The sequence below is a fragment of the Micromonospora sp. NPDC049301 genome, assembly GCF_040678715.1.
Classification (GTDB): Bacteria; Actinomycetota; Actinomycetes; order Mycobacteriales; family Micromonosporaceae; genus Micromonospora.
In genome coordinates this window covers 52,796-74,661 of sequence record NZ_JBFAQO010000015.1, presented here as the reverse complement: position 1 = coordinate 74,661, position 21,866 = coordinate 52,796, and the positions used below count along the sequence as shown (strand labels likewise).

General features: G+C 74.7%; 23 protein-coding genes. 15 read left to right on the top strand and 8 right to left on the bottom strand.

The features are described 5' to 3' along the window. Window positions 1–15 precede the first annotated feature (15 nt). Together AB0K07_RS29145 and AB0K07_RS29140 are read left to right on the top strand one after the other, a co-directional pair. Window positions 16–639, top strand: a complete 624-nt coding sequence (locus AB0K07_RS29145; RefSeq protein ID WP_363760274.1) for an ABC transporter ATP-binding protein — start codon at window positions 16–18, stop codon at window positions 637–639. Continuing rightward, entirely contained in the window at window positions 636–2,057 is a 1,422-nt protein-coding gene (locus tag AB0K07_RS29140; protein ID WP_363760271.1) for a DUF6297 family protein, read from the top strand. Before AB0K07_RS29145 ends, AB0K07_RS29140 begins: the two co-directional genes overlap by 4 nt. 32 nt (window positions 2,058–2,089) lie before the next feature. Here AB0K07_RS29140 and AB0K07_RS29135 read toward each other — a convergent pair whose 3' ends face one another. Next, complete coding sequence (locus AB0K07_RS29135) at window positions 2,090–3,121, bottom strand: PHB depolymerase family esterase (RefSeq protein WP_363760268.1); 1,032 nt, start codon at window positions 3,119–3,121, stop codon at window positions 2,090–2,092. A 150-nt stretch (window positions 3,122–3,271) separates the two neighbouring features. Further along, the gene (locus tag AB0K07_RS29130; RefSeq protein ID WP_363760265.1) at window positions 3,272–4,768 is read right to left on the bottom strand and encodes a PLP-dependent aminotransferase family protein; all 1,497 of its coding nucleotides are present in this window, start codon (window positions 4,766–4,768) and stop codon (window positions 3,272–3,274) included. Window positions 4,769–4,830: 62 nt separating this feature from the next. Here AB0K07_RS29130 and AB0K07_RS29125 point away from each other — a divergent pair, with 62 nt between their 5' ends. After that, window positions 4,831–5,442 (top strand): LysE family translocator, encoded by a 612-nt coding sequence (locus AB0K07_RS29125; protein ID WP_363760262.1) that lies wholly within the window; start codon window positions 4,831–4,833, stop codon window positions 5,440–5,442. Between the two features lie 8 nt (window positions 5,443–5,450). Further along, entirely contained in the window at window positions 5,451–6,194 is a 744-nt protein-coding gene (locus AB0K07_RS29120; protein WP_363760259.1) for a phenylalanine--tRNA ligase beta subunit-related protein, read from the top strand. Here the strand turns inward: AB0K07_RS29120 and AB0K07_RS29115 are convergent. Next, entirely contained in the window at window positions 6,161–6,763 is a 603-nt protein-coding gene (locus AB0K07_RS29115) for an MBL fold metallo-hydrolase (RefSeq protein WP_363760256.1), read from the bottom strand. The genes AB0K07_RS29120 and AB0K07_RS29115 overlap by 34 nt on opposite strands. A 97-nt stretch (window positions 6,764–6,860) precedes the next feature. Here AB0K07_RS29115 and AB0K07_RS29110 point away from each other — a divergent pair, with 97 nt between their 5' ends. Then, window positions 6,861–7,289, top strand: coding sequence for an archease (locus AB0K07_RS29110; protein ID WP_363760253.1), 429 nt, complete (start codon window positions 6,861–6,863; stop codon window positions 7,287–7,289). A 39-nt stretch (window positions 7,290–7,328) separates the two neighbouring features. Here the strand turns inward: AB0K07_RS29110 and AB0K07_RS29105 are convergent, their stop codons facing one another. Then, window positions 7,329–8,747 carry an RtcB family protein gene (locus AB0K07_RS29105; RefSeq protein ID WP_363760250.1) on the bottom strand — a complete coding sequence of 473 codons (1,419 nt, stop codon included), beginning with the start codon at window positions 8,745–8,747 and terminating at the stop codon, window positions 7,329–7,331. 71 nt (window positions 8,748–8,818) lie between these two features. Here AB0K07_RS29105 and AB0K07_RS29100 point away from each other — a divergent pair, with 71 nt between their 5' ends. The 4 genes from AB0K07_RS29100 to AB0K07_RS29085 all read left to right on the top strand — a co-directional run bounded on the left by AB0K07_RS29100 (window position 8,819) and on the right by AB0K07_RS29085 (window position 12,417). Beyond that, on the top strand, window positions 8,819–9,625 hold the full coding sequence (locus AB0K07_RS29100; protein ID WP_363760247.1) for an SDR family oxidoreductase: 807 nt from the start codon (window positions 8,819–8,821) through the stop codon (window positions 9,623–9,625). Between the two features lie 324 nt (window positions 9,626–9,949). After that, window positions 9,950–10,846: a pentapeptide repeat-containing protein gene (locus AB0K07_RS29095; protein ID WP_363760342.1), complete on the top strand. Its 897-nt coding sequence runs from the start codon at window positions 9,950–9,952 to the stop codon at window positions 10,844–10,846. 110 nt (window positions 10,847–10,956) lie between these two features. After that, window positions 10,957–12,114 carry an MFS transporter gene (locus tag AB0K07_RS29090; RefSeq protein WP_363760244.1) on the top strand — a complete coding sequence of 386 codons (1,158 nt, stop codon included), beginning with the start codon at window positions 10,957–10,959 and terminating at the stop codon, window positions 12,112–12,114. 66 nt (window positions 12,115–12,180) lie between these two features. Beyond that, the gene (locus AB0K07_RS29085; RefSeq protein WP_363760241.1) at window positions 12,181–12,417 is read left to right on the top strand and encodes a preprotein translocase YidC; all 237 of its coding nucleotides are present in this window, start codon (window positions 12,181–12,183) and stop codon (window positions 12,415–12,417) included. 18 nt (window positions 12,418–12,435) lie between these two features. Here the strand turns inward: AB0K07_RS29085 and rnhA are convergent, their stop codons facing one another. From rnhA to AB0K07_RS29070, 3 genes are all read right to left on the bottom strand, one after another. Beyond that, window positions 12,436–12,912 (bottom strand): ribonuclease HI, encoded by a 477-nt coding sequence (gene rnhA, locus AB0K07_RS29080; RefSeq protein WP_363760238.1) that lies wholly within the window; start codon window positions 12,910–12,912, stop codon window positions 12,436–12,438. 138 nt (window positions 12,913–13,050) lie between these two features. Beyond that, on the bottom strand, window positions 13,051–14,343 hold the full coding sequence (locus tag AB0K07_RS29075; RefSeq protein WP_363760235.1) for a lycopene cyclase family protein: 1,293 nt from the start codon (window positions 14,341–14,343) through the stop codon (window positions 13,051–13,053). 60 nt (window positions 14,344–14,403) lie between these two features. Beyond that, window positions 14,404–15,675: an MFS transporter gene (locus AB0K07_RS29070; protein ID WP_363760232.1), complete on the bottom strand. Its 1,272-nt coding sequence runs from the start codon at window positions 15,673–15,675 to the stop codon at window positions 14,404–14,406. A 140-nt stretch (window positions 15,676–15,815) separates the two neighbouring features. Between AB0K07_RS29070 and AB0K07_RS29065 the strand changes: the two genes are divergently transcribed. The 5 genes from AB0K07_RS29065 (at window position 15,816) to AB0K07_RS29045 (ending at window position 20,220) form a co-directional block, all read left to right on the top strand. Then, the gene (locus AB0K07_RS29065) at window positions 15,816–16,652 is read left to right on the top strand and encodes a metalloregulator ArsR/SmtB family transcription factor (protein ID WP_363760229.1); all 837 of its coding nucleotides are present in this window, start codon (window positions 15,816–15,818) and stop codon (window positions 16,650–16,652) included. 310 nt (window positions 16,653–16,962) lie between these two features. After that, a complete protein-coding gene (locus tag AB0K07_RS29060) occupies window positions 16,963–17,448 on the top strand; it encodes a hypothetical protein (RefSeq protein ID WP_089021271.1) in 486 nt (161 codons plus the stop codon). Between the two features lie 88 nt (window positions 17,449–17,536). After that, on the top strand, window positions 17,537–18,148 hold the full coding sequence (locus AB0K07_RS29055; RefSeq protein ID WP_363760226.1) for a class F sortase: 612 nt from the start codon (window positions 17,537–17,539) through the stop codon (window positions 18,146–18,148). A 100-nt stretch (window positions 18,149–18,248) separates the two neighbouring features. Next, entirely contained in the window at window positions 18,249–19,355 is a 1,107-nt protein-coding gene (locus tag AB0K07_RS29050; RefSeq protein WP_363760223.1) for a magnesium and cobalt transport protein CorA, read from the top strand. A 103-nt stretch (window positions 19,356–19,458) separates the two neighbouring features. After that, complete coding sequence (locus AB0K07_RS29045; protein WP_363760339.1) at window positions 19,459–20,220, top strand: SGNH/GDSL hydrolase family protein; 762 nt, start codon at window positions 19,459–19,461, stop codon at window positions 20,218–20,220. Window positions 20,221–20,289: 69 nt separating this feature from the next. On the opposite strand, the gene AB0K07_RS29040 is transcribed toward AB0K07_RS29045, so the two are convergent. Then, window positions 20,290–20,721 (bottom strand): DUF6157 family protein, encoded by a 432-nt coding sequence (locus tag AB0K07_RS29040; RefSeq protein WP_363760220.1) that lies wholly within the window; start codon window positions 20,719–20,721, stop codon window positions 20,290–20,292. 70 nt (window positions 20,722–20,791) lie between these two features. On the opposite strand from AB0K07_RS29040, the gene AB0K07_RS29035 reads away from it, so the two are divergent. After that, window positions 20,792–21,607 (top strand): helix-turn-helix domain-containing protein, encoded by an 816-nt coding sequence (locus AB0K07_RS29035; RefSeq protein WP_363760217.1) that lies wholly within the window; start codon window positions 20,792–20,794, stop codon window positions 21,605–21,607. Window positions 21,608–21,866 lie beyond the last annotated feature (259 nt).

The window sequence follows — 21,866 nt, the reverse complement described above, 5'->3', positions numbered from 1 at the left end:
GGTCTGGGAGAGTGTGTGACCGTGGATGCGCTCTCGGTGCGGGGACTTAGCCGCAACTTCGGCAACCTGGTCGTGCTCGACGACGTGAGCTTCACGCTCCAGGCGGGCCGGATCGCGGTGGTGCTCGGCCCCAACGGCAGCGGCAAGACCACCCTGCTGCGCTGCGTGGTCGGTGCCGACCGACCGGACGCGGGCGAGGTGCTGGTGCAGGGCCGCCGGGCCGACGAGACCGATCCGCAGGTGCGGGCGCTGGTGGCCGCCGCCCTGGACGACATCGACTTCTTCCCCGACCTGTCCGTGGTCGAGCACCTGGAGCTGGTCGCGTACGCGCACGGCGGCGACGCCGAGCCGGTCGAGGAGGTCCTCGCCGAGCTGGGCCTGGAACCGGCCCGCGACCAGCTGCCGGTGACCCTGTCCAGCGGGCAGCGCCGCCGGTTGGCGCTGGCGTCCTGCTTCGTCCGCCCGCGCCGGGTGCTGATCCTGGACGAGCCGGAGCAGCGGCTGGACGTACGCGGCCGGCAGTGGCTGGCCGACCGGCTGCGCCGGGAGCGGGACGCGGGCACGGCCGTCCTGCTGGCCTCCCACGACCCGGAGCTGATCGACGCGGTGGTCGACGAGCGCATCGAGATCGGCCGGTGACCGCCCCGCCGGCAACCGTCGCCGACGCGCCGACCGGCGTGCCCACCGCCCGGCAGGTACGCACCCACCTGCGCCGGGCCCGCCGCCGGCATCACGACCACTCCCTGGGCGACGTGCTGGGCGACGCGTACGTCATGGTCCTCTTCGTGGGCATGTACGGCTGGTTCGCGATCAGCGCCAGCCGCGACATGCTCAACTCCCCCACGGTGGGGCGGGCCGACCCGGGCGTGCGCTGGTGGCTGGCGGTCGCCGCGCTGCTGGGCGGCGCGGGGCTCGCCTGGCGCGGCCTGCGCGCCCTCGGCCCGCTGCTGGTCACCCCGGCGACGCAGAGCTGGGTGACCAGCGCGCCCATCGACCGGCGGGCCTGGTTGGCGCCGCGCCTCGGCATCCTGCTGACGGCCGCGGCTGCCGGCACCGCGCTGCTCGGGGTGGCCGTGGCGGCGCTCGGCGGCGTCACCGACCCGACCGCCCTGGGCTGGGCGGCCGCGGCCGGCGCGGGCTGGGGGACGGCCGCGCTGGCGCTCAGCGTCGTCGCACAGGGCGGCCGACCGGGCCGGCGCTGGCCGACCCTGGCCGGGGTGGTGCCGGTGGTGGGGGCCGCCGTGATCACCGGGCTGGTGGTGCTCGGCGGTCGCCTCGGCGACGGGCTGCCCCGGCCGGCCGCGACACCGACGGCCGCGCTGGTCGCCGTCGGGGTGCCGCTCGCGGTCGCCGCCGCCGTCCTCGCGGTCCGCGCGCTGCCCCGCGTGGACCGGGCCACCCTGACCACCGGCGCGCAGTTCGCCAACGCCGCCGCCACGGCGACGATCCTGCTCGACCCGAGCCTGCTCGCCGGCCTGGTGGAGAGCCGCCGCTGGCGCCGGATCGGCCGGGTGCGCAGCCACCGGTTCCTGCCCGGCCCGGGCTGGTGGGCGCTGCTCCAGGCCGACGTGCGCCGGCTGGGCCGTCACCCCAGCGCCCTGCTGATCTGGGCGGCGCTGATCGGGGTCCAGTACGCTGCCGCGCTCGCCCTGCCCGGGCTGGCCGGCGCCGCGCAGGTGGTGTTCGGCTACCTCGCCGCCGACCGGTTGACCGGCGGTCTGCGGTCGATCAGCCGGTCGCCCGGCTTGCGCCGGGCGCTCGGCGGCAGTGACGCGGCGCTGCGCGGGATCCACGTGGTCGTGCCGGCGGTCGGCGCCGGCCTGTGGTGGCTGCTGACCCTGCCGACCGTCGACGGTGGGCCGCCCTGGCTCGCGCCGGCGCTCGCGCTCGGGGTGGTGGCCGCCGCCTGGCGGGCCGCCACCCGACCGGCGATCGACTACGGCGGGGCCACGGTGAACACCCCGTTCGGCATGATCCCGGTGGACCTGCTGCGCCAGGGCGCACGCGGGCCGGCGCTGCTCGCCGTGCTGGTCCTGGTCCGCCTGCTCCTGGGCTGACCGGGCGGATCCGCCCGGTCAGCCCGGTGCGCTCAGCCGTCCAACCGGCGGACCATGTTCATGACGGTCTCCACCTGGGCGCCGCCCTTGATCGGGTAGTTGGTCGCCCCGAGGTAGCCCCACCAGTCCCAGCAGCCGTTCGGATTGCTGCCGGCGGTGCTCGCCTGCGGGTAGAGGACGATCAGGTTGTTGGTGTCGGCGTACTGGTTCAGGTTGGCCCGGTCGACGAAGGCAGTGCCCACGGAGCCGTACCCCTGAAGGCAGCCGTGCAGGGCCACCAGCAGCCGGCACGACTGCCCGGCCGCGCAGGACGACGGGACGTAGGCGAAGCCGTTGGCGTCCATGCTCAACCCGTTGGCCCAGCCGTTGACCGCGAAGGTGTTCTGGCTGAAGCGGATGAGCGTGCCGCCGAGCGCGCCGGTGTTCGGCGCGTTCACGCCACCGAGCAGTTTGCGCAGCAGGGCGTTCTGCGGGTCGGTGCCGCAGTCGTTGAGGAACGGCGACGCGGTCGCCGTGCAGCCCTGCGTCCCGTACGGGGTGACCCAGCCGTGGCCGGCCGAGGAGCCGCTGTCGTACTGCACGCTGGCTCCGAAGTGCTGGTAGTAGCGGACCAGGTCGTCGGTGACGGACTTCTTGACCGTGGTGTCGTTGCCGCCGTGGAAGACGTACACGGGGTAGCCGGACAGGTTGCCGACCGGGTCGACCCAGCCGTAGGAGGCCCAGGTCCGGGTGTAGGTCTGGAGGGCGGCCACGTTCGTCGGGTACAGGTTGTCGCCGCAGCCGTAGAGCGCCTGGGCGACGTTGTTCTGGGCGCAGTAGTACGGCCCGGCGGCGAAGACGGCCGCGCCGCGGATCCGCGACGAGTAGGCGACGTGCAGTTGGGTGGCCAGGTAACCACCGGAGGAGACGCCCGCGACGTAGACGCCGGAGACGTTGTAGGTGCCCAGCGACCCGGAGACCGGGGGCTTGGTGGACGGGTTGGCGGCCTGGGCGGGTGCCGCGGTGGTCAGGATGAGCAGGAGGACGGCGGCGAGGGCGGTGGCGGCTTTCAGCGGTGTCGTCATGGACGCTCTCCTTGCGGGCGCCGGCGGGGGCGTCGGCGTGCGCCGACGCTATCGTGACGCAGACCACACACGGTATGAGCGCAACCGACACCTCCGGCGGCGACGGTGTGTACCCCGCGGATATCGAGATCACCTGATCGGTTCACGTGATCATGGCGTTGCGCGGCGGGGCTGGCGGAGCGCGCTGGCGATCGTCGCGACGCCCTCGTCGATGTCCGACGCGGTGTTCGCGGCGTAGCCGAGCACCAGACCTGGCCGGTGCGGTCGCTGGCAGTGCCAGGACAGCGGTTGCACCTTGACCCCGCGGGCCAACGTCGCCGCGGCCAGCTCGGTGTCGGCCAGCTCGGTGTCGAGGGTGACCGTCAGGTGCAGTCCGGCCGCCGCGCCGTGCACCCTCGCGCCGGGCAGGTGCCGGGTCAGCGCGGCGATCATCGCGTCGCGGCGACGGATGTGTCGGCGGCGCAGCAGCCGCAGCTGTCGCTCCAGCGCGCCGGAGGTCATCAGCTCCGCGAGCACCAGTTGCGGCAGCACCGCGTTGCCCAGGTCGGCGTTGCGCTTGGCGGCCACCACCGCCTCCCGGTGGCGCTGCGGCACGAGCAGCCAACCGACCCGCAGCGCCGGGGCGAGCAGTTTGGACACGCTGCCGGCGTAGCAGACCTGCTCGGGCAGCAGGCCGCGCAGCGCCGGCACCGGGGGTCGGTCGTAGCGGTGCTCGGCGTCGTAGTCGTCCTCGATGATCAGACCACCGGCCCGGGCCCAGTCGAGCAGCTGGCGGCGGCGGTCGCCGTCGAGCACCACGCCGGTCGGGAACTGGTGCGCGGGGGTGAGCATCACCGCGGGCGCTCCGCTGGCCGCCAGCTCGTCGACGCGCAGGCCGGCGCCGTCCACGGTAACCGGCGGGGTGTGGACCCCCCAGTTGTTCAGGTGCTGCCGTACGCCCAACGACCCGGGGTCCTCGACCGCGATCCGGTCGATGCCGGCCGGGCCGAGCGCCTGGGCGAGCAGCCCGAGCGCCTGGGACACGCCCGCCACGATGATCACCTCGACGGGGTCGACGGCGACGCCCCGGCTGCGGGCCAACCAGGCGGCGACGGCCCGTCGCAGCGCGGGCGCGCCGCACGGGTCGCCGTAGCCCAGGTCGGCCGCGGCGAGGTGGCGCAGCACGGTCCGTTCGGCGCGCAGCCAGTCCGCGCGCGGGAAGGCGGCCAGATCGGGTACGCCGGGCGTCAGGTCGATCGTCGCGCTCGCCGCGCGTACCGCGTCGAAGATGTCGCTGCCCGGAGCGGGAGGGAAGAGCGCGTCCGGCGCGGGCGCGGCGGCCGGGGCGGGCGCCGACGTGGCCGGCGCGGCCGGGGCGGCGACGACCACGGTGCCGGCGCGGCCCCGACCGGTGACGTGCCCCTCCTCGGTCAGCCGCTGGTACGCCTCGGTGACCACGCCCCGGGAGACGCCGAGGTCGGCGGCGAGCACCCGGGTGGCCGGCAGCCGCCCACCGACCGGCACCCGCCCGTCGGCGATGGCCTGGCGCAGCCGGCCCACCAGCCAGTCGGCCCGCCCACCGGACGGAGCGTCGGTGATGGTCAGGTGCAGGAAGTCCGAGCCCGCCGTTATGGACCTCTCGGGTGCTCTCGGTTTGGCCCTGCTCACCGGACCATCCTGGCAGCAGAGTGGAGATCAGGCAGCACCGCCAAGGCCATTGGAGGACGACCGTGACAATCGCGTTCCTGATCACCACGCTGATCGTGGTGATCACCCCGGGCACCGGGGTGTTCTTCACCCTCTCCGCCGGGCTGTCCCGGGGCGCCCGGGCCGGCGTGCTGGCCGCGTTCGCCTGCACGCTGGGGGTGGTGCCGCACCTGCTGGCGGCGTTGACCGGGCTGGCCGCGTTGTTGCAGGCGAGTGAGGCGGCGTTCGAGGTGGTCCGGTACCTCGGCGTCGCGTACCTGCTCCACCTGGGCTGGTCGACCGCGCGGGACCGAGGTGCCTTCGCGGCGACCACGGCCGCGGCACCCCGCTCGGCGACCCGGGTGATCGTCTCCGGGGTGCTGGTCAACCTGCTCAACCCGAAGCCGACGCTGTTCTTCGTCGCGTTCCTGCCGCAGTTCGTGGACACCACCGCCCCGGGCTCGACCCGGTCGATGCTCGCCTGCGGCGCCGTGTTCATGCTGCTCACCTTCGTGGTGTTCAGCGGCTACGGGATCTTCGCGGCCCGGGTCCGCGAGCGGGTGCTGGCCCGGCCGCGGGTCACCGAGTGGCTGCGCCGGTCCGTCGCCGGCACGTTCGTCGCGCTCGGCGTGACGCTCGCCCTCACCGAACGATAGGAGGTCCCGTGCGCTTCGAGCACTCCGCGCGGCTGCGCGCCGCGTACCCCGATCTGGTCGCCGGCGTGGTCCAGGCCGCCGGGATCACCGCCACGGCCGACGTGGCGGTGCGGACCGCCGGCCACCTCGCCGTCGCCCGTGCGCGGTTGGCCGGTGGCGCCGAGAGCGGGTTCCCGGAAATCCAGGCATGGCGGCGGGCGTACGCGGCCATGGGGTTGCGCCCCACCCGGTACCGGTGCGCGGCGGAGGCGCTGCTGCGCCGGTTGCGGCTGGACGGCGACCTGCCCCGGCTGCACCCCCTGGTCGACCTCTGCAACGCCGTCTCGGCCGCGTACGCGATCCCGGTTGCGGTGCTCGACCTGGACCGGGTCGACGGCGACCTGGTGGTCCGGCCGGCCCGGGGCGACGAGGAGTACCTGAGCTTCGCCGGCGACACCGAGCACCCCGAGCCGGACGAGGTGACCTTCGCCGACGCCGCCGGCCGGGCGCACGCCCGGCGCTGGACCAACCGGCAGAGCGGCTGGTCGGCCGTGCGGGAGGGCACCTCGTCCGTGCTGATCGTCGCCGAGGCGCTGCACCCCGGCGCCGGTGCGGACGTGACCCGGCTGGTCGCCACGCTGGTGGCGGAGCTGGCCGACGGGTGGTCCGCACCGACGCGGGCCACCGTGCTCACCGCCGCCGCTCCCCGGTTCGAGCTGACGGCCGCCGGCGGCGCGGGTCAGGCGGTGTCGCCGGGGACAAGGTGGCGGTAGCCGGGGATCGTCTCGCCGAACCAGCCGGCGACGCTGGCCAGGCCGCGATCGTTGAGCTGCGCGTCGTGGATCGGGTACGCCCGGTCGGCGCCCACCTCGCGGGCGAACCGGATCGCCTCGTCGAGGCGCAGCCACGACCCCTGCGCCGGCACCAGGACCGTGTGCACCGGCTCGTCGGGGACGTGCAGCGCGTCGCCCGGGTGGTAGAGCCCGTCGCCGATCAGGTAGCCGAGGTTGGAACAGTCGGGCTGGCCCTCGTGGATGGCGGCGTGCCGGCCGCCGTGCGCGGTGACCGTGATGCCGGCCGCGGTGAAGTGCTGACCCGCGTGCACCCGGGTCACCGGCAGCGGGGCGAGGTCGGGCAGTCGGGCCCCCTCCGGGGCGTAGACCGGGACGCCCAGGCCGGCCAGCCGCAGCACGTCCACGTGGTCGCTGTGCTCGTGGGTGACCAGCACCGCGTCCGCACCGGCCAGGGCACGCGGCTCGCTCCACGTACCCGGGTCGACGACCAGCACCCCGCCGTCGTGCTCGACGCGTACGCAGGAGTGGGTGAACCGGGTGATCCGCATCCGGTGACGGTACGCCGCCGGGTGGCGGGTCGCGGTTCCGTGCGCGCCGAGGCGCATCCGGCAGTGGGCGGGGCCGTGGGCCGGCATGATCAGTGTCATGCAGCGCTCGACGCAGCGGGGGCACCGGAGCGTGCCGCACACCGCCGACGTACGGATCGAGGCGTGGGCCCCGGACCGGGAGGGCTGCCTGGCCGAGGCGGTCGCGGCGCTGGTCGAGACGTTCGCCGACACCAGCGGCGCCCGGCCGCAGGCGGACACCGAGTTCGGGCTGCCACCGGGCGACGACGAGGACCTGCTGGTCAGCCTGCTGGATGAGGTGATCTTCCGGCTGGACACCGAGGGCACCGTGCCGCTGGACTGCGACGTGCGCTCGACCGGGGACGGGGGCCTGACGGCGCGCTGGCGGTCGACCAGCACCGACGCGGTGGAGCTCGTCGGCGCGGTGCCGAAGGCGGTGTCGCTGCACGCGCTGCGCATCGGCCCGGACGCCACCGGCTGGTCGTGCGCGGTGACCCTGGACGTCTGAGCGTCGGCCGGCGCGGGCGGGCGGGTCGCTCCGGCGTGGTCAGCCCTTGGCCACGCCGAGCGGGGTGAGCCGGGCGACCAGCCGGCACAGCCCGGCGCCCCGGGCCGCCTCCACGACCGCCGACACGTCCTTGTACGCGTCCGGCATCTCCTCGGCCAACCCCTTCCGGGACGCGCCGCGCACCGCCACGCCCCGCGCCGCCAGGTCGCGCCGCACGTCCTGGCCCCGGGCGGCACGGGTGGCCTCGCCCCGGCTGCGGGTACGGCCGGCACCGTGACAGGTGGACGCGAAGGCCGGATTGCCGGCGACGCCGGTGAGCACGTACGACGAGGTGCCCATCGAGCCGGGGATCAGCACCGGCTGCCCCGCGTCACGCAGGTCGGCGGGGAGGTCCGGGTGGCCGGGCGGCAACGCGCGGGTGGCGCCCTTGCGGTGCACGCACAGCCGCCGGGTGCCACCGTCACCGTCGTGATCCTCGATCTTGGCGAGGTTGTGCGACACGTCGTAGAGCAGGTCCAGGTCGGTCCCGGCGACCCGGGTGAAGACCCGGCGGGCCGCCTCGGTGAGCAGCTGCCGGTTGGCCCGCGCGTAGTTCGCCGCAGCGGCCATCGCGCCCAGATAGGCCCGGCCCTCCGGCGAATCCACCGGTGCGCAGGCCAACTGCCGGTCCGGCACCTCGATGCCGTGCCGGGGCATCGCCCCCTCCATGATTCGCACGTGGTCGGTGCAGATCTGGTGGCCCAGCCCCCGGGAACCACAGTGGATCATGACGCAGACCTGCCCCTGGCGCAGCCCGAACGCCGCCGCGACCGGCTCGTCGTACACCTCCTCGACGGCCTGCACCTCGAGGAAGTGGTTGCCCGAGCCGAGGCTGCCAACCTGGCCCTGCCCCCGCTGCACGGCCCGCTCACTGACCTGCGCCGGATCGGCGTCGGTCACCGCGCCTCCGTCCTCGCAGCGGGCCAGGTCCCGGGGTACCCCGTGCCCCCGCTCGACCGCGTACCGGGAGCCGCCGCGCAGCACCGCGTCCAGCTCGGCGCGGTCCGCGAGCTGCCAGACCGCGCCCCGGCCCATGCCGCGCGGGATGGCCGGGTCCAGACCGTCCATCAGCGCCTCGATGATCCGGGGAAGCTCCGCCCGGTCCAGTTCGGCGGTGAGCAGCCGTACGCCGCAGGAGATGTCGAAGCCCACCCCACCGGGCGAGACCACACCACCGGCGGCGACGTCGGTGGCGGCGACGCCACCGATCGGGAAGCCGTAACCCCAGTGCACGTCCGGCATGGCGTACGAGGCGTCGACGATGCCGGGCAGCGTGGCCACGTTCGACACCTGGTCCAGCGACCGGTCGGCGTCGACGTCGGGTAGCAGCTCCGGCACGGCGAAGACGACCCCGGGCACCCGCATCGGCGCCTCCCGGTCGATCCGGAACCGGTACGGCGACTCCTGGACCAGCTCCATGCCGGGCGGCTACCCGCCACGCCCACTGGTACACCCGATTGACGTCCGTACGGTCGGGGTAGTGCGGGAGCATGCCTCAGCGATACGAGAACTACCCGAGGATCGCGGTCGTCACCGGCGCTGACTCCGGCATCGGCAAGGCCTGCGCCGTCGCCCTGGCCGAGGCCGGCTTCGAGATCGGCATCACCTGGTACGGCGACCCGGACGGCGCCGATCGGACGGCCACCGAGGTCCGCGCCACGGGGCGGCGCTGCGAGGTCGCCGAGGTGGACCTGACCCGGCTGCCGGAGGCGGCGGCGGTCGTGGACGAGCTGGCCGACCGGTTGGGCGGCATCGGGGTGCTGGTCAACAACGCGGGCACCGGCGCCTCGACCCCGTTCGTCGACACGTCCTGGGAACAGTGGCGTGAGGTGGTGTCGGTCGACCTGGAGGCGCCGTTCCTGTGCGGGCAGCGGGCCGCCCGGCGGATGCGGGCGGCCCGGGTCGGCGGGCGGATCATCAACATCACCAGCGTGCACGAGCACGCGCCCCGGGTCGGGTCGGCGGCGTACTGTGCGGCGAAGGGCGGGCTCGGGCTGCTCACCCGGGTGATGGCGCAGGAGTTGGCCGCCGACGGGATCACCGTCAACGCGGTCGCGCCGGGCGAGATCGCCACGCCGATGACGGGTCAGGAGGACGTCGACCCGTTCACCCAGGAGCGGCCCGGCGTGCCGGTGGGACGGCCGGGCGACGCCCGGGAGGTGGCCGCCGTGGTCGCGCTGCTCGCCTCCCCCGCCGCCAGCTACGTCACCGGGGCGTCCTGGCAGGTCGACGGCGGCATGCTGCTGATGGGCCCGCAGGCCAACAGCATGACGTCGGACGACTGGCGCTCGGTCTGAGCGCTGTCGGTCCTGCTCGGCTGCGGACGTGCGCAGGATGTAGAGGAACTGGACGGCGAACGCCACCAGCGCGGTCACCACCCCGACCGGGATCGCCAGCCCGTGCCCGACCCCGGCCATTCCGGCCAGCAGCGTGGCCCCGACCAGCGACGGGGAACGGGCCATCCGCCGGTTGGCGCCGCAGCAGCCGGGCGGCCCGCGTACCCCCGCACCCCGCTCCGCGGCGGCCGGCGACACGCACGGACGGTGACCCCGACCCGCCCGGTCGGGGCGGCGCGCGGGACAATGGTGGTGGCCGTGCCCGATCGCCAGGAGGACCGTTCCGTGTCGCCCAGCCCCGCTTCCCCGCCCGGGCCGACGCCGTTGCGCGCCGACTGTGGGCGCTGCTTCGGGCTGTGCTGCGTGGTGCCCGCCTTCGCCGCGTCGGCGGACTTCGCCGTCGACAAGCCGGCCGGTCAACCCTGCGCCAACCTGCGTCCCGACCACCGCTGCGGCATCCACACCGAGTTGCGGGAGCGCGGGTTTCCCGGCTGCACGGTGTTCGACTGTTTCGGCGCCGGCCAGCAGGTCGCCCAGGTGACCTTCGGTGGGCGGGACTGGCGGGACGCGCCGGAGACGCTGCCGGACATGGCCGCCGCGTTCACCGTGCTGCGTCCGCTGCACGAGCTGCTCTGGTACCTCACCGAGGCGCTGGCGCTGCGCCCGCCTGCCGAGCTGCGCGTCGAGCTGGACCGCGCCCGCGCCGAGACGGCGGCGCTCACCGAAGGTGACCCGGCGCGGCTGCGTGCCGTGGACGTGGCCGCGCACCGCGACCGGGTCAACCCGCTGCTGTCGCGGGCCGGGGACGCGGCCCGATCCCGGGGCGGCGCCGCCGGCCCCGACCGCCGCGGTGCCCAGCTGCTGGGAACGGACCTGCGCGGGACGGACCTGCGCCGGGCCAACCTGCGCGGGGCGCTGCTGATCGGCGCCGACCTGCGCGGTGTCGACCTGGGCCTGGCCGACGTCACGGGCGCGGACCTGCGCGGTGCCGACCTGCGCGGCGCCGACCTGCGGACCACTCTCTTCCTGCACCAGGCTCAGCTGGACGCCGCACGCGGCGACGCGCGCACCGGGCTGCCGGCGACCCTCACCCGACCGGCGCATTGGACGGCGCTGACCCTGACACCGGTCCGCCGGCCGGGCCGCGCCACCGTCCCCGCCCGTCGGGGCCGGCGCCGCTGACGCGACCGGTCGGCCCGACCGAAGCACATGGGCCGATTGGCGCGGCCGGCCCCCGGTCGATTCAATGAGTCGTGCACCTACCCCGGCGAGCGGCACTGCTCATCGTGTTGATGACCGTGGCGCAGCTACCGGTCGCGATGCGCCAGCTCCTCGTCGTGCTGCTCGGTCACCAGAACACCGGCAGCTTCGCCACCGCCGGGGCGGCCAGCGCCGGTTGCGGGATCGGGCTGGCGCTCACCGCCCCGCTGGCCGGTCGGCTGCTGGGCCGGCTCGGTGACCGGCCGGTGCTGCTCGCCACCGGCCTCGTCCACCTGCTCGCCCTGCTCGGGCTGGCGGCGGTCACCAACCCGGTGGCGTTCGTCGCGCTGGCCACCGCCGCCGGCCTCAGCACACCACCGGCCATGGGCAGCGGGCGTGCCCAGCTCGCCCGGATGGTCCCCTCCCCCGCGCTGAGCCGCGCGTACGCCGTCAACGCCGTCGGGCAGGAGGTGCTCTACGTGGGCGGCCCGCTCGCGGTGACGGTGAGCCTGCTGGTCAGCGGTCCGGCCGGGGCGCTGCTGACCTTCGCCGCGATCGGCACCGCCGGGCTGGTCGGCACCGCGATCGTGATACCCCGTCGCGACGTCGAGCGCCGGCCCGCCGGGGGCCGGTCCGCGGCGCCCGGTCAGGCCGTCCGCCGAACGGTCCTGGCGACCCACGTCGGCTACATGGTCGGCATCGGCGCCATGTGGGTGCTGGTCCCCGCCTTCGCCAGCGCGGTGGGGCACCCGGCGCAGGCCGGCCTGCTGGTCACCGTCTGGTCGGTGGGCAGCCTCGCCGGCGCCCTGCTGCTGGCCCGCCTGGGTCGACCCGGCAGCCCCGCCGGGGCGTACCTGGCACTGGTCGGCACCCTGGCCGCCACCTCGCTCGCGCTGCTGCTGCCCCGTTCCGTGCCGCAGATGGCCGTCGCGCTGGCGGTCTTCGGGCTCGCGCTGGCGCCGTTCCTCGCGGTCACCGACGAGATCCTGGCCCTGTCCACCCCGGCGCCCCGGCTCGCCGAGACGTACGGCTGGTTGCAGACCGTCGGGCAGCTGGGTATCGCCGTCGGCTCGTCGGCCAGCGGCGCGGTCAACGACCACCTCGGCAACACCCCGGCGTTCCTGGTGGTCTCCGGGGCGCTGGCGCTGGCCCTGGCCGTCGCGCTCACCCGTCGGCGGACCCTGCGCCTGCCGGCCACCGCGCCGGACGGGAGCCCGGCCGCGCGACCACCGGTCACCACGGCCGGGTGAGGTTTCGTCGGCGACGACGCCGGGTAGCCACCGCCGACGCGGAACGGCACCGACGGGGGGCACGGCGTGGGTTTCCGAAAGCGCGACGGTGAGCTGCCGGGCGACCCGCAGCACAGCGAGGACGAGGCCGGCCAGGCCCGGTTGGTGCAGGTCGAGGCGGACACCGAGGTGCCGCCGCCGGACGGCACCGACGTGCGGCCGGACATCGTGACCGAGGACGACAACTCGGGTGTCGCCGGCGGCTCCTCCGGCAGCAGCGGCGGCGGGTCCAGCATGCCCGGGCATCCGGACGCGACCCGCTGACGCCGGCTCAGCGCGGGTTCAGCGGCTGGTCAGCGCCGCGGCCCGCGCCTCGGTCATGCCCTTGTTGGCCAGCCCGTCGGCCCGCTCGTTCTCCGGGTGCCCGTTGTGCCCCTTGACCCACAGCCAGGTGACCTGGTGCCGCTCGCAGGCCGCCTCCAGCCGCTGCCACAGGTCGGCGTTCTTCACCGGCTGCTTCGCGGCGGTCAGCCAGCCGTTGCGTTTCCAGGACGCCAGCCAGCTGGTGATGCCGTTGCGCACGTACGTGCTGTCGGTGTGCAGCTCCACGGTGACCGGCCGGTTGAGGCTCTCCAACGCCTGGATGGCCGCCATCAGTTCCATCCGGTTGTTGGTGGTCGGGGTGGCCTCGCCGCCGCACAGCTCCCGCTCGTGGTCGCCGTAGCGCAGCAGGGCGCCCCAACCGCCCGGCCCAGGGTTGCCGCTGCACGCCCCGTCGGTCCAGATCTGCACACCTCTGCCGGCCGCCGCGTCCACCATGCCCGGCAACCTACCGGGCGACGACGCCGCGCCCCGCGCTCGGGGGGTCGCCACGCCGGGCCGGTGACGGTGACCGGATACAGGACCCGCCGCTCCCGATCCCTGCCGCGGTGACCGCCCAGCGCTGACCCCAGCCGGTCAGCGGCGCGGCCCGCCAGGCTCCGATCCGGCGACGCCCGGTACGGCGTCGCCCGTTGTGCCGGCGGGCGGGACGCCCACGACGGCGGCCGGGATGGCCGGGGCGGGGCGGGGCGGGCGCAGCCGGTCGCGGACCCGGTGCGCCGCGTCGCCGGCGGTGGCGGCGATCATCGGCAGCAGCCGGGTGGAGTTCATCACCGCGACCTCCTCGGCGGGACTGGTCACGCCGTCGAGGAAGCGCAGCACCCGCTCGGCCGGGTTGCGGTCGAAGAGCCGGTCGAAGAAGTCCGCGCCGCCGACCCCGCCCCGGTCCAGCGCACGCAGCGCGACCGCGTCCATCCAGCGGTGCCGGCGCGGGTACGCCGGCGCGGGCACCGGCGGCCGGCCGGCGGCGAGGGCGCGGGCCGCCTGGTCGGCCTGGCGGTACATCGCAGAGAAGGTGAAGCCGGTGGACGGGCGGGTCGCACCGCCCGCCGTGCCGAGGCGGACCACCCGCGGCGAGGGCCGGGCCGGGAACGGCGCGTCGGTCATCGGGATCACCCCGTTCTCCACCTCGCGCACCCGCAGCCCGGCCGGATCGAGCCCGAGCAGGTCCCGGTAGCCGGTCAGCGCCGCGTCGTACCCGGCGTCGGTGCGCAGCGCCGGTGAGAACTCCGTGTACTCGACCAGGGCGTAGTGCTCGCTCACCGGCAGCACGTACCCGAACGAGACGCCCCGGGCCGGTTGCGGGGTACGGAAGTCCATCAGCACCGCCCGCGCCGGGTCGAACGCCGGCCGGTCGGCTTCCAGCCACCAGCCCCGGAAGTGCTGCAACCAGGTGGTCCGCCCGGGTCGGGCCGGCGGGCGGGGGCGGGAGTCGAGCACCCAGCCGGCCCGGACGGTGGGCCCGCCCCCGGTGCGCACCACTACCCGCGTGCCGTCGTCGACCACCGTCTCGGCGGGCGCGACGATGCGGGTGGCGCCGAGGCGGCGCTCGGCTTCGGCAGCCCGGTCGTAGACCGGGCCGGAGCGGAGCATGGCGTACCGCAGCGGGGCCAGGTCCAGCACCCGCCGCCGCGCCGGCGTGACCACCTCGACCTGCTGCCAGCTCGCGCTGAGCAGCGGGTCCAGGTCGCCGTCCGGGTGGCCCCAGAACGCCCAGGTGCGGTCCTGGCCGCGCCGGCGCACCGGGTCGACGACCGCGATCCGCAGGCCGCGTACGCCGTGCCGGTCCAACGCGGCGAGCAGCAGCGACGCGGCGCCACCGCCACCGAGCAGCGCGAGGTCGACGTCCAGCGGCGCGGATTCGGTCACCGCCCCACGCTGCCACACCCTTCACCCCGTCACACGTCGCGACCCGAGGCGGGGACGTGGTCAGGCCACCTGGGCGGGCTCGGGTGCGGTCGGGGGCGGGTCGGCGTAGGCGCGGGCCACCGCCGTTCGGTTGAAGACCCGCCAGGTGGCAGCGGCGACGCCGATCGCCACCACGAGCCCGACCCAGTACGGCGCGGTGATGCCGAACCGGGCGGCGAGCAGACCGCCGAGCAGCGCGCCCACGCAGTTGCCGCCCGCCGCCACGAAGAGCGTGGTGCTGGCCACCCGGCCCTGCAACCCCGGCGGGGTGAGCCGTTGGCGCAGCGAGTTCGCCACGATGTTCCACAGTGCGCTGTGTACGCCGAAGGCGAAGAGCGCGAACCCGACCACGACCGTGCTGCGGGACGCGGCCAGCGCCAGGTGCAGCCCCGCCTCGATCAGCAGGCCGATCCGGATCGTCCAGGTGGCGCCGGACCAGGCGATGAGCCGATCGCCGACGAGCGCGCCGAGCACCCCGCCGGCGGCCATGCAGGTGAACAGCAGCCCGTAGCCGACGGACCCGAGCCGCAGCCGCTCGTCGGCGAGCAGCACCAGCACCGCCAGCGCGGCCGTCAGGGTCACGTTGAGCAGGCCGACCAGCACGGCCATCGTCCGGAGCAGGCGCTGGTGGGCCAGCCAGCGCAGACCTTCGACGATCTCCCGGCGCATCGAACGGGTCCGCCGTGTGTTCGCGTCGGTGGCGGCGGCCCGGAAGTCGCCTCCGATGAGCGCCACCAGGACCGCGCTGAGGGCGTACGTGACGGCGTTGACCAGGAACGGGCTGCCCGCCGAGAGGGCGAACAGGAAACCGCCCAGCGGGCCGGCGAGCATGCCGTGCATGAGGGTGGTGCCGCCGCCGAGCCACCCGTTGGCGCGCTCCAGACGGTGCCGGGGCACCACGGTCGGCAGCATGGCCTGGCCGGCCGAGCGGAACACGATCTCGCCGGTGTTGACCACGAACAGCACTACGTACAGCAGCACCACCCCGGCTGTCCCGGTCATTATCGCCGCGGCCAGCACGGCCAGCGCCACCACGCGCACCAGGTCGATGACGATCATCAGGCGGCGCCGGTCCATCCGGTCCACCAGGACGCCGCCCGGCAGGGCGAAGAGCAACCAGGGCAGCCAGGCCACGGCGGATGCCGCAGCCACCACGAGCGGGTCGTTCGTCCGCGAGGCGACGAAGAGCGGCGCGGCGACGGTGGCCAGGCCGCTGCCCAGGGCGGAGAGGGTGCTGGCCGCCCACAGCCGGGCGAACCGCGTGCCCAGTCCGCTGTCCCTGCCCCTTGTCACGGGCACGGAACCTACCAGCGCCTTTCCGAGCCGCACCCCCGATTTATCCGGTCGGCAGAAGTCGGCGCTACGATTTGACACGCAACCATCCGGTTGCCTATGGTTCGACGGCAACCGAATGGTTGCCTATGGGAGGATCGATGGACGAGGCGTTCCGGGCGCTGGCCGATCCCAGCCGCCGCCGGCTGCTCGACCGGCTCAACGAGCGCAACGGCCAGACCCTGCGGGAGCTCTGCGACGGGTTGGCGACGACCCGACAGGCCGTCAGCAAGCACCTGGCGGTGCTGGAGGCGGCGCAGCTCGTCACGACGGTGCGGCGTGGCCGGGAGAAGCTGCACTACCTCAACGCCGCCCCGATCATCGCCATCGCCGACCGGTGGCTCAGCCGCTACGACCATCAGCGGGCGGCGGCGCTCGCCGACCTGCGCACAGCATTGGAGCGTCAGCCCATGGACAGTCCGACGTTCGTCTACACCACGTACATCACCACCACGCCGGAGCGGCTCTGGGCCGCGCTCATCGAGCCGGCCTTCACCCGCCGCTACTGGGGCGGCGTCGCGCTGGTGTCCGACTGGCAGGTCGGCTCACCGGTGCTGTGGCAGGATTCGCCCGACGGCGAGCCCCGTGACCTCGGCCAGCGGGTGCGGGTCGCCGAGCCGCACCGGCGCCTCTCCTACAGCTGGCACGGCTTCCAGCCGGAGCACGCCGAGCACTTCGGCTGGTCCGCCGAGCAGCTGGCCGCCCGGCTCGACGAGCGCCGGTCGGCGGTGACCTTCGAGATCGAGCCGCACGGCCCGGACGCCGTCCGGCTGACCGTCATCCACGACGGGTTCTCCCCCGACAGCGAGATGCACCGGGCGATCAGCGGCCAGCTCGACGGCAGCGGCGGCTGGCCGGAGCTGCTGGCCAGCCTCAAGACCCTGCTGGAGACGGGCGAGCCGATGCCCGAGCCGGCCCCGGCGGGGCGGGCCAGCTGAACGACCCCGGCGAAACGGCCGCGCGGCGGCGCATTTCCCGCCGTCGCCGCCAATACCTCGCCATCGGCCCAGCGGCGACAGCCCGACCGGACGGACATCGATCGGATCAGCGACGCCGGTCGGCCCGTCGGGGCCTTTCCGCAGCTCTCCCCGCCTTCGGGTGGACACGTGACGGCAACGAGGATTTCTCATTTTCACCGGATCGAGGTCCCAACGCACCTAGTGTTGGGCACACCGGTGCTAGTCACGGAGTTGGCCACCCGAACGACGTCCCAGGCAGTCAGCGGACGAAAAGTGAGGGAAGACGCGTATGAAGGTCTCAACAGCACTCTGTTCGGCGGCGCTCGGCGTGGGCCTCGGCACACTCCTACTACCGGGCGCCGCACTGGCCGACACCACCGTGTCACCAGCCACCACCCCGGTCGGTGGGACGGTCGTTCTCACCGCGACGACCTGCAATCCGAAGTCGGGTGACGCCATCTTCCGCGTCACCGGTCCCAACCGCGACCAGAACGTCCGGTCCACCACCGCCGCGGCCGGCGGCGGGCTCAGCGCCGAACTCTTCACCGCCGGGTTCACCCTGGGCACGTACACCGTGGCAGCCACCTGCGGCGACGGCAGCTCGGCCGGCAGCGCGACGTTCACGGTCACCCCGATCGGCGGCGCCCCCGCCGGCTCCGGCGGCGGCAACCGCGACAACGGTGCCCTCGCCGCCGGCGGCACGCTGCTCGGCACCGCCCTCGCCGGCGCGGTGATCCTGTTCCGCCGGCGTCGTCCGGTGTCCGCCGTCGCCTGACCGGCGACCCGCTCCATCCCTGAGGACGGGTGCCCGCACCGGTGTCACCGGCGCGGGCACCCCGACGATCCCGTACGGAGGTCGGCACGTGTGGAGACGGCGGACCCTACCGGCCGTGGTCGCCCTGCTCGGCGTGAGCGGGCTGGGGTTGATCACCGTCGGCCTCACCGGCGGCCCGGAGCGGCCACCCCGGCCGCCGGCCGAGGCGCCGACCCGCACCCACCCCGCACCGGACCTGGCGCCGCTGCCGCGCGCCGCGCCCGTCCGGGTGCAGATCCCTGCCATCGACGTCCGCGCCGCGGTCGTCCCGATCGGCGCGGACGCCGCCGGGGTGCTGGAGGTGCCGCCACTGGACCGGCCCACCCTCGCCGGCTGGTACCGGCACGGGGTCAGCCCGGGTGAGACCGGCAACGCCGTCCTGGTCGGACACGTCGACTCCGCGGCCGGCCCGGCGGTCTTCTTCGACCTCGGTCGGCTGCGCGCCGGCCAGGAGATCCGCATCACCCGCGCCGACGCGCGGGTCACCACGTTCACAGTGGACGTCGTGCGGTCGTACCCGAAGGACCGCTTCCCCACCACCCTGGTCTACGGTCCGGCGGACGTCGCCGGGCTGCGCCTGATCACCTGCGGCGGCCGGTTCGACGCCGGGACCGGCAACTACGTGGACAACATCGTCGTCTTCGCCACCCGCACCGCCTGAGTCCGCCGCCCGGCTGTCGCAAGCCGGACCCTGCTCGGCAGAATGCGGTGGCACCATCCCCTCTGATCTGGGCGGTGCGCCGGCGACGGGGAGGCACGCGGTGGATCAGCGATCGGTACGGGACCGGGCCGGCCGAGGCGTACTCGCCCTGACCCGCCGGCTCCTCGGCCGGGTCGAGGAGGCGTTGCCGGCGCCGCGCCGACCCAACCCGGACGCCGTGGTCGACTGCGCCGTCTACGTCAACGGTCGGCGCCAACCGGGCCGCCCGCACTACGCCGACGCGTTCGCCCGCGCCCAGCGCGGCCGTGACACCTTCGTCTGGCTCGGGCTGCACGACCCGGGCCCGGCGGTCCTCGCCGCGGTGGGCCGCACCTTCGGCCTCGACGAGCTGACCGTCGAGCAGGCGCTCGCCGACGGGCACCGGCCCACAGTGCAGCGCCACGGGCCGGTCACCCTGCTGGTGCTGCGTACCGCCGGCTACGTGGAGCACGACGAGCTGACCGACACCTCCGAGGTGATCGACACCGGGGACGTGATGGTGCTGCTGGGCGACCGGTTCGCCATCACTGTCCGGCACGGCGCCGTCGGGGCGCTGCGCAGCGTCCGCGCCGACATCGAGGGCCGGCCGGCCCTGCTGGCCGCCGGGCCGTGGGCGGTGGCGTACGCGGTCTGCGCCCGCATGGTCGACTCCTACCTGGAGGTGGCCGCGCATGTGGAGCGGGACCTGGAACGGGTCGAGGAGTCGGTGTTCGCCCGCGACCGCTCCGCCGACATCCAGCACATCTACCAGCTCAAGCGCGAGGTGGTGGAGTTCAAGCGGGCGGTGCTGCCGTTGCAGGCGCCGATGCGGACGCTGCTCGACCCGGGGACCGAGGGGCCGCCGCGCTCCCTGCACCGCTGGTTCGTCGACGTGGACGGCCGGTTGAGCAGGGCGGTGGACCGGGTGGCCGCGTACGACGACCTGCTCACCTCGATCGTGCAGTCCCGGCTGGCGCAGCTCGCCGTGGAGCAGAACAACGACATGCGCAAGATCGCGGCGTGGGCGGCCATTGCGGCCACCCAGACCGGCATCGCCGGCGTGTACGGCATGAACTTCCCGAACATGCCGGGGCTGGCCTGGCGCTACGGCTACGCCTTCGCGTTCGCCCTGATGGCGCTCACCGCCCTCGCCCTGTACCGCCTGTTCCGCCGCTCCGGCTGGCTGTGAGCGCGCCTGCCCGCCCGGCGGTGCGTGGCGAGGATCGTCAACGGTCACTGCCCGACCGCCCCCGGCCCGCCCGCGGTGGCGGGCGACTAACCTCGCCCGGGTGATGTGGCAGCGGTACGTGGCGATCGGCGACAGCACCACCGAAGGGCTGGACGACCCGGACGGCGCCGGCGGCTACCGGGGTTGGGCCGACCGGTTCGCCCTGGCGGTGGCGCGTGCCCAGGGCGGCCTGGAGTACGCGAACCTGGCCATCCGTGGCCGGACGACCGCGCGGATCCGCGCCGAGCAGCTCCAACCCGCCCTCGACCTGGCCCCCGACCTGGCCACCGTGGTCGCCGGCATGAACGACGTGCTGCGCCCCTCCTTCGACGCCGACCAGGTCGCCGAGGACGTGGCGGCCATGCAGCGGGCACTGGTCGGGCAGGGCGCCACCGTGCTGACCTTCACCATGCCGGACCCGGCGCCGGTGATGCCGCTGGCCCGGCCGCTGCGGGGCCGGATGCTGGCCCTCAACGAGGCGCTGCGCGCCGCCACCGCGCGGACCGGGGCCACCCTGCTCGACCTGGGCGCCCACCCGGTCTCCTCCGATCCCCGGCTGTGGAGCGACGACCGGCTGCACGCCAACAGCGCCGGGCACGAGCGGATCGCCACCGCGCTGGCGTACACGGCGGGCCTGCCCGGGTTCGACGACTCCTGGACCCGGCCGTTGCCGCCGGCACCGCGACGCCGCCGGGGCGAGGTGTTCGGCGCCGAGCTGGCCTGGACCCGACGGCACCTGCTTCCCTGGCTGGCCCGGCACCTGCGCGGCCGGTCGTCGGGCGACGACCGGGTCGCGAAGCGGCCGGTGCCGCTGCCGGTGGACTAGCTTGATCTTCAACCTTGGGAGCGTTCATATCGACCCAGACCCGGTCGACCGCCGTTTGACACCAGCAACCTACCGGCCGCTTCGCCGGCTGCTGCGCATGGCACGGGTCACGGTGACGGTCCGTCCGTCCGGTGCGCGGCCACCGGTCAGCTGCGCGTACTCGGTCGAGCCCAAGGGCACTAGCGCAACCCGGCCGGCGGAGTCCGCGTGGATGCCCCAGCCGTACCGCTTGCCGAGGTCGCTCGCACGTAGGCACGGCTGACCCTTGGCGAAGAACTCGTCCCGCGCGGCCGCACGCTCGGCCTCGGGTATCCCACGTCGGTCGGCCCAGACAGTGAAGATCACGTCGTCCGAGGTGTAGCGGTATGGCGCCTCGGCGATCATCCGGAACGTGAGCTCCGCGATACCGGGCGTGGTCCGCTTCGGCGGAACGGCGGCGCTCGACACCGTGCTGTCCTCCGCGACCTGGATGAACGTATCCACGTAGTTGGTGCTGTGCATGGACGCCATCTTCTCCGCAGCGGCACGGAGGGTCTTGGAGAATCGCGACACGGGCTGTCAGCCTGGCGCCATGACAAACACGCCGCGGCCGATCGGGCTGGCCGACCGGTCGGGTGTTCTGCACCCGGAGAACCTCGCGCGCTACTCCGCCACGACGCACGAAGCCGGTGCCGCCGTCGCCCCGCTGGTCGACCACTTCTGGACCGTGGCGTGGAACCTTCCCCGCGGGGAGCGCATCGAGCAGCAGATCATCACCGATCCGGCGGTGACCCTCACCGTCGAGGCCGGGCACGTCCCCGCCGAACTCGTCGTGACCGGGGTCCACGGGCGGGCGTGGACTCGCGAGATCGCCGGGTGGGGTACCGCGTTCGCGATCCGGCTCCGCCCGGCCGGACTCGCCGTCGTGAGCGACCTGACCCCCGAGGCGATCGCCGACCGGACACTTCCGGTCGTTCCCGAACTGGACGCCCGGCTGCACGCGCTGATGCGGGCGGTCGCCGGCGCGACGGGCGTCGAGTCCCGGATCGCCCGAGCGACCGCGCTCATCGGCGAGATGGCCGCCGAACGGCCCTTGACCCCGAGACAACTGCTCGCCAACGAGGTGGTGGCCGCGATCGTCCGAGGTGACCCTCTGCCGGCCGGCCCGTCGGGGCGGACCGTGCAGCGGGCCCTGCGGGAGACGATCGGTCGTGGTCCAGCGTGGGTCAGGCGGTGGGTACGGCTCCAGGAGGTCGCCCGGCAGTTCGCGACGAACGGCGCAGCCTGCGCAGCCGAGATCGCGGCCCGCCTCGGCTACGCCGATCAATCACACCTGGTCAACGACTTCCGCTCCGCCGTCGGCACGACCCCCGGCGAATACCTGCGAACGCTGCGCCGGCCCAGCTAGTGCGGTGTCCACGAAGGTGCACCGGGTGTCCGGTGGTGGTTGTGGATCCTCGCCTTGTGGGCGAGCGACTCCCCTCCGGGTGGTGGGGCGGGCCTGCGCGGGCCAACTGATCCTCGCGCCGCCCGTGGGCGGCGGGGGTCACGTCGGGACTGGCCGGCACCGGGAAGGTGCCGTCCGGCACGACGGTGCGTGAGCACCTCCGGCAGCACAACCCGAAACACCGCCGCCGCTGCCCGGGCGTCACCCGCAACGCCACCCG